We start from the raw sequence: 6,374 nt of genomic DNA on the forward strand, positions 1-6,374 counted from the left end.
ATCAGCGTCCCTCAGGACGATGGGGGTTCTGGCAGACATAGGATCCTGATTCTGTCCGTGACACCGGGCGAAGCCAGCGTGAATGACACACTACCGCTGGGCGCCTGCTGCCTTAGTTGAAAGTTGCCAATCGAGTTTCGAGGGAGACCCTACATGTTCACCGGGTTCGGAACGTTGACGAACGTCGCGACGGTGATCGTCGGCTCGGGCCTCGGTCTGCTGATCGGACACCGACTCAGCGAACACGTCCGCTCGACCGTCACCTCCGCACTGGGTCTGGTCACCTTGCTGATCGCCGCCCAGGCCGCATTCGCGGTGTCGGACCCAGAGCTCATCGATGCCGTGGGCGACAGTGCACCCGTGTTGATCGTGCTGGGTGCGTTGGTCATCGGCGGGATTCTCGGGTCATGGTTCCGGCTCGAGGATCGTCTTGAGGATGCAGGCCGATGGCTGCAGCAGCACCTCGTACGCCGGGGATCGCAACGTCCGCCTGAGCCTGACGTTCCCAGCATCCTCGAAGCAGACGTGGCAGAGCCCCCAGCCGGGGTCGGGCGCGAACGCTTCGTCGAGGGCTTCGTCATCAGCTCGCTCGTGTTCTGCGTGGGTCCGCTCACAATCCTCGGCTCGATCAACGAAGGCCTGGGCAATGGTGCCGATCAGCTTCTGCTCAAGGCTGTGCTCGACGGCTTTGCCTCGCTCGCGTTTGCAGCATCGTTCGGTATCGGCGTGATGGTGTCAGCCCTGTCGATCGCCGTCATCCAGGGATCGCTCACGGCACTCGGCGCGTTGCTGGGCTCGTTCCTTCCTGACGCCCATCTCATCGCAATCACTGCCACCGGAGGTCTGATCCTCGTCGGCGTGGCGTTCAGGCTGCTCAATTTCAAAGCCATACCGGTCGCCGACCTGCTCCCCGCGCTGGTCATCGCACCCTTGCTGTGCCAGATCGCGATCGCGGTTCACTGACCTTCAGGCGATCGCAACCTAACTGTTACCTCGGATGGGGCCGACTCGGTCAGAGTTGCTCCATCGGTTGGCTATAGTCCGAGGATCACTCAGAACAATCAGGCAATGCCGACAGGAGTACTTGCGTGCGAATGCGACTCGCGGCCCTACTCGCAGCAGTAGTGGGAGTGTCCATATTCTTCGGTCCGGCTCCGGCCCTGGCCGAAGAGACACCCACCCCGACGCCCTCGGCTGGCGCGGAAATTCCCGAGCAGAACCCCATCGTGGACGGCCAGAACATCACCGTCTCTCTTCGCGATCTCAACGGCGGCAAGGGCGAGCCCACAGCGGTTCCCGGCGTCACGCTGACAGTCTTCGTGGACAACAAGGACGGCGAGGAGCTCGGCAGCCAGGTGACTGACAAGCTCGGACGCGTCAGCATCGCGATCCCGAGCAACGGCACGTACCTCGTGGTGCTCGATCCTGAGACTCTCCCCGATGGTGTCAAACTCAGCGGCAAGGGTGAAACCACCAAGACCATCACGGCTCGTCTGGGCGGCAGCAACTTCGTGCAGTTCCAGATCGGAGCCGTCGTCAACGAAGCAGCATCGTTCAGCAGCAAGCTCACCGATGCCACGACCTCGGGCCTCAAGTACGGGCTCATGATCGCTCTGGCGGCCCTCGGCCTGTCGCTGATCTTTGGCACTACGGGCCTGACGAACTTCGCGCACGGCGAGCTGATCACGTTCGGCGGCATCATGACGTTCGCCTTCAACCGCGGGCTCGGCTTCCCTGTGATCGTCGCTGGCATCCTGGCGGTACTCGCGTCCGCGCTGTTCGGGTTCCTGCAGGACCGCGGGCTCTGGCGCCCACTGCGCAACCGTGGCACCGGCCTGATCGCCATGATGATCGTGTCGATCGGCTTCGCACTGCTCCTGCGCAGCGTCTACCAGTACACCTTCGGTGGATCCACCAAGACACTGACGCAGTACGTCGCGCAGGGCCGCACCGACTACGGGCCGATTGCCCTGTCGGACAAAGAGGTCGCCATCTTCGCCATCTCGATCATCACCCTCGTCGTCACCTGCATCGCCCTGATGCGGACTCGGCTTGGGAAGGCCATGCGTGCCGTGTCCGACAACCCCGCCCTCTCGGCATCATCCGGTATGCGGGTCGACGGTGTGATCTCGTCGGTATGGATCCTGGGAACTGCCCTCACCGGGCTGTCTGGGGTGCTCTTGGCGGTCAATCAGCAGGTCAACTTCCAGATGGGATTCAAGCTCCTCCTGCTTGTGTTCGCCGCAGTGACCCTTGGCGGGCTAGGCACGATCTGGGGCGCACTGCTCGGATCGCTGGTCATCGGCCTGATGGTGGAGGTCGCCCCAGTGCTCTCGATCGGCGGATGGAACCCGGTCCCGGCGTCCATCAAGGATGTCGGCGCCCTCCTCGTGATGATCCTGATTCTGCTCGTCAGACCTCAGGGAATCCTCGGCAAAGCTCAGCGGATCGGTTAAGGGGGAATCATGGACTTCGCAACAGTCATCGACGCCGCCTTCTCAGCGGCCCTCGGCCCCCAGGCCATCGTCTTCGCGCTTGCGGCAATCGGCCTCAACATTCACTTCGGCTACACCGGACTGCTCAACTTCGGTCAGGCGGGCTTCATGGCCATCGCCGCGTTCGGCCTTGCTGTCAGCGTCGTCACCTGGGACTTGAACTTCTGGCTGGCCATCGCCATCGGTCTGGTCGGCTCGGTCGTCTTGGCACTCGTCCTGGGCGTACCGACTCTGCGACTGCGCGCCGACTACCTGGCGATCGCAACGATCGCCACGTCGGAGATCCTGCGCCTTATCTTCGGTGCCGTCGAGTTCAAGGACACCTTCGGGGGCTCGAACGGTCTCACCGGTTTCTCCAGCACCTACCGTGACCTCAACCCCTACGGCGACGGAGTCGACCTCGGCTTCGTGTCGTTCAGCAAGGGCGACATGTGGAACATCACGGTCGGCTGGTCGCTCGTCGCTCTCGGCTGCATCCTGGTCTGGGCGCTCATGCGCAGTCCGTGGGGTCGCGTGCTCCGCTCGATCCGCGAGGACGAGGACGCCGTGCGCTCGCTCGGCAAGAACGTCTTCGCCTACAAGATGCAGGCCCTGGTCCTCGGTGGACTCTTCGGTGGCATCGCCGGCATCTATCACATCCTCAAGCAGGGTTCGGCCGTGCCGACTGACTTCAACACGACGTTCACGTTCTACGCATACGCCGCACTGTTGATCGGCGGCGCAGCTCGAGTGCTCGGCCCCGTGGTCGGATCCATCGTGTTCTGGTTCCTGATCGCCGGCCTCGGCTCGTTCTTCGGTCAGGCAACTGCGGGCGCGGATCCGCTGATCCCCGACTTCATCATGACCAACACCCAGTCCAGCCTCATCCGTTTCATCCTGCTCGGATTGGGCCTCATGCTCCTCATGATCTTCCGACCACAGGGGATCTTCGGAGACCGAAGGGAGATCGCGATCGATGCCCGTTGAACTCAGCGAAGCACGCAAGCAACTCGAAGGCGTTCCCAACGAACCCGGCGCCCCCAAGCCCGATCCGATCGTCAAGGGCAGCAACATCGTCCGTACGTTCGGTGGTCTCAAGGCCGTCGACGTCGACCACATCGAGATCCAGCGAGGTGTCATCACGGCCCTCATCGGCCCCAACGGTGCTGGCAAGACCACGCTCTTCAACCTGCTCACCGGGTTCGACCTGCCGGACGAGGGCAGCTGGTCATTCAACGACAAGCAGCTCGGCAAGGTCCCAGCCTTCAAGGTGGCCCGCCTGGGCATGGTCCGCACGTTCCAGCTGACCAAGGTGCTCTCCAAGCTCAAGGTCATCGACAACATGCTGCTTGGTGCCACCGGACAGCGTGGTGAGAAGTTCTGGTCCGCTCCGTTCAAGAGCCTGTGGAGCGCGCAGGAAGACGAGGTCACCAAGCGTGCCGACGCCCTGCTGGAGCGGTTCAAGCTCGACGCCAAGCGCGAGGATTTCGCGGGCTCGCTCTCAGGTGGTCAGCGCAAGCTGCTCGAGATGGCACGCGCCCTGATGGTCGACCCCGAGCTGATCATGCTCGACGAGCCCATGGCCGGCGTCAACCCTGCACTCAAGCAGTCCTTGCTGGGCCACGTGAAGTCGCTGCGTGACGAGGGACGTACCGTCCTGTTCGTCGAGCACGACATGGACATGGTGCGCGACATCTCCGACTGGGTCATCGTCATGGCCCAGGGACAGATCGTCGCCGAGGGCACTCCCGAGTCCGTCATGGCCGACCAGCGCGTCATTGACGCCTATCTCGGCGCCCACCACGACACCGACATCACCGAGGTCGACATCGAGGAGCTCGAAGAGGCCGCTGAGGCCGAGCTCGACGAGGAGGCAAAGTCATGACCGAGGCAGCGCAGTCCACAGAGCGCGACATTCACCTCGCCAACGCCGATGGTGCCGTTCTTCGCGCCGACAACCTGATCGCCGGCTACCTGCCCGGCGTCAACATCCTCAACGGTGCCGACCTCTACTGCCAGCCGGGTGAGCTCGTCGGCATCATCGGGCCCAACGGCGCTGGCAAGTCGACCCTCCTCAAGGCTCTGTTCGGCCTGGTCAAGATCCATGAGGGCACGGTGCTGCTCAACGACAGCGACATCACCGGTCAGCGCGCCGACCAGCTGGTGTCGAAGGGCATCGGTTTTGTTCCGCAGAACAACAACGTGTTCCCAAGCCTGACGATCGAGGAGAACCTCGAGATGGGGTGCTACCAGGAGCCCAAGAAGTTCAATGAACGCTTCGGCTTCGTCACCGACCTGTTCCCCCGTCTCGGCGAGCGTCGCAAGCAGCGTGCTGGACAGCTCTCCGGCGGTGAGCGCCAGATGGTCGCCATGGGTCGTGCACTGATGATGGACCCCGCGGTGCTGCTGCTCGACGAGCCCTCCGCCGGCCTCTCCCCTGTCTTGCAGGACGAGGTCTTCGTTCAGACGCGCAACATCAACAAGGCGGGCGTCTCGGTCATCATGGTCGAGCAGAACGCCCGCCGCTGCCTGCAGATCTGTGACCGCGGCTACGTGCTCGACCAGGGCCGCAACGCCTACTCAGGCACTGGCAAATCCCTGGTCAACGATCCCAAGGTCATCGAACTCTACCTGGGGACTCTAGGTCAGAAGGCCGACTGACACACGTACGGCAGCAACGCCCGGCACCTGATGGTGCCGGGCGTTCTTGTGTTCCAGGCGCTGGGTGCTCATCTCACCACGCTTCGGAGTCTGGCGGCTCCGCGCCTCCCTCGCCCCTACACGTGCGGTTGGGAGTCCTCTCCCGTGGCGTATGCGTGGGGGGACCCCAGCTTCGCCAGCGTGCCTCCACGTTCGGCCGCAGACTGCCTCAGCGGAGACAGAAGAGCCCCCGGTGCCGAAGCACCGGGGGCCCAACCGTTCAGGCTGTTCTCATCCTTCGGATCAGATGTTGCCCTTGATGAACTTGACGGGCGAGATCTTGTTCTCGGCGTCGTATTCGTAGATACCAATCGATGCAGCCGTCGGGCTACCCGTGTCACCAAGCTCGATCTCGCCGGAGACTCCGTCGTAATCGATGTCCTTGTCGTCCGCGAGCAAATCCGCGCACTCCTTGAACGTGGTGCACTTCTCGCCACCGGTGCTGACGTTGATCATTTCCTTGGCAACGTTCTCACCCGAGTCGTCACCGGCAGCGATCGCTGCAAGAGCCGACAGGATGGTGGCGTCGTAGGACTCGCCCGCGTAGGAGTAGTCCTTCAGCTTCGGGTCGACCTCGAGGAGACGCTTCTTGAAGTCGTCACCCGAGTCCGCACCCGGAATCGTGCCCTTGGTGCCTTCCAGCGTGCCCGGGGGCAGCTGCTTGGTACCGGTCTCGCTGTAGTCCGACGTGTTGCCGTCGACGAAGTACGTCGGAACGTCCTTCGGGCCAGCGCCAGCCTGAATCAGCTTGGGAACGATCGTCGTGGTCTCGTCGAACGCGATCAGGACGACAGCGTCGGCCTTGGCGTCGGCGATCTCGGTGATCTGGGTGTCGCCCGGACCGTTCTTCTCGTCGTAGAGCACCGAAGCGGCGACCGTGGAGCCGGCGTCTTCGAGGTTCTTGGCAACTTCCTTCGCCAGCGTCTCGCCGTATGCGTCCTGGCGAGCCAGGATGGCGACGTTCTGACGTCCGTCCTCAACGAGGAGGTTGGAGAGCACGGCGCCCTGGAGGATGTCCGACGGTGCCGTACGGAAGTACAGGTCAGGCTTGGCGTAGTCACCCTCGTCGAACGCGGTCGACGTGTTGGCGGGCGAGAACATGATTGCGCCGGCCGACATGATCTTGTCGATGACCGTCAGCGAGACGCCCGAGGAGGCAGCACCGACGATGACGTCGGACTTGGCCTTGAGCAGCTTGTC

6 protein-coding genes are annotated in these 6,374 nt (G+C 63.2%); 5 read left to right on the top strand and 1 reads right to left on the bottom strand.

Annotated features, from left to right (window positions below):
- The first annotated feature begins 153 nt into the window (after positions 1-153).
- The 5 genes from V6M39_RS13060 to V6M39_RS13080 all read left to right on the top strand — a co-directional run bounded on the left by V6M39_RS13060 (position 154) and on the right by V6M39_RS13080 (position 5,135).
- On the top strand, positions 154-963 hold the full coding sequence (locus V6M39_RS13060) for a DUF554 domain-containing protein (protein WP_332644248.1): 810 nt from the start codon (positions 154-156) through the stop codon (positions 961-963).
- 167 nt (positions 964-1,130) lie between these two features.
- A complete protein-coding gene (locus V6M39_RS13065) occupies positions 1,131-2,456 on the top strand; it encodes a branched-chain amino acid ABC transporter permease (RefSeq protein WP_332644249.1) in 1,326 nt (441 codons plus the stop codon).
- A 9-nt stretch (positions 2,457-2,465) separates the two neighbouring features.
- On the top strand, positions 2,466-3,461 hold the full coding sequence (locus V6M39_RS13070) for a branched-chain amino acid ABC transporter permease (RefSeq protein WP_332644250.1): 996 nt from the start codon (positions 2,466-2,468) through the stop codon (positions 3,459-3,461).
- A complete protein-coding gene (locus V6M39_RS13075) occupies positions 3,451-4,359 on the top strand; it encodes an ABC transporter ATP-binding protein (RefSeq protein WP_332644251.1) in 909 nt (302 codons plus the stop codon). The genes V6M39_RS13070 and V6M39_RS13075 overlap by 11 nt, the downstream gene beginning before the upstream one ends.
- Positions 4,356-5,135, top strand: coding sequence for an ABC transporter ATP-binding protein (locus tag V6M39_RS13080; RefSeq protein WP_332644252.1), 780 nt, complete (start codon positions 4,356-4,358; stop codon positions 5,133-5,135). Before V6M39_RS13075 ends, V6M39_RS13080 begins: the two co-directional genes overlap by 4 nt.
- A gap of 282 nt (positions 5,136-5,417) precedes the next feature.
- Here V6M39_RS13080 and V6M39_RS13085 read toward each other — a convergent pair.
- Positions 5,418-6,374, bottom strand: a 957-nt coding sequence (locus tag V6M39_RS13085; protein ID WP_332644253.1) for an ABC transporter substrate-binding protein, incomplete at its 5' end; no start/stop codon positions are given.

The sequence above is a fragment of the Aeromicrobium sp. genome (genome assembly GCF_036675695.1).
In the GTDB taxonomy this organism is placed as follows: domain Bacteria; phylum Actinomycetota; class Actinomycetes; order Propionibacteriales; family Nocardioidaceae; genus Aeromicrobium.

Excerpts from the sequence above, each read along its gene's own strand:
- V6M39_RS13060 (WP_332644248.1), top strand. The coding sequence starts at position 154 with ATGTTCACCGGGTTCGGAACGTTGACGAACGTCGCGACGGTGATCGTC.
- V6M39_RS13070 (WP_332644250.1), top strand. The coding sequence starts at position 2,466 with ATGGACTTCGCAACAGTCATCGACGCCGCCTTCTCAGCGGCCCTCGGC.
- V6M39_RS13075 (WP_332644251.1), top strand. The coding sequence starts at position 3,451 with ATGCCCGTTGAACTCAGCGAAGCACGCAAGCAACTCGAAGGCGTTCCC.
- V6M39_RS13080 (WP_332644252.1), top strand. The coding sequence starts at position 4,356 with ATGACCGAGGCAGCGCAGTCCACAGAGCGCGACATTCACCTCGCCAAC.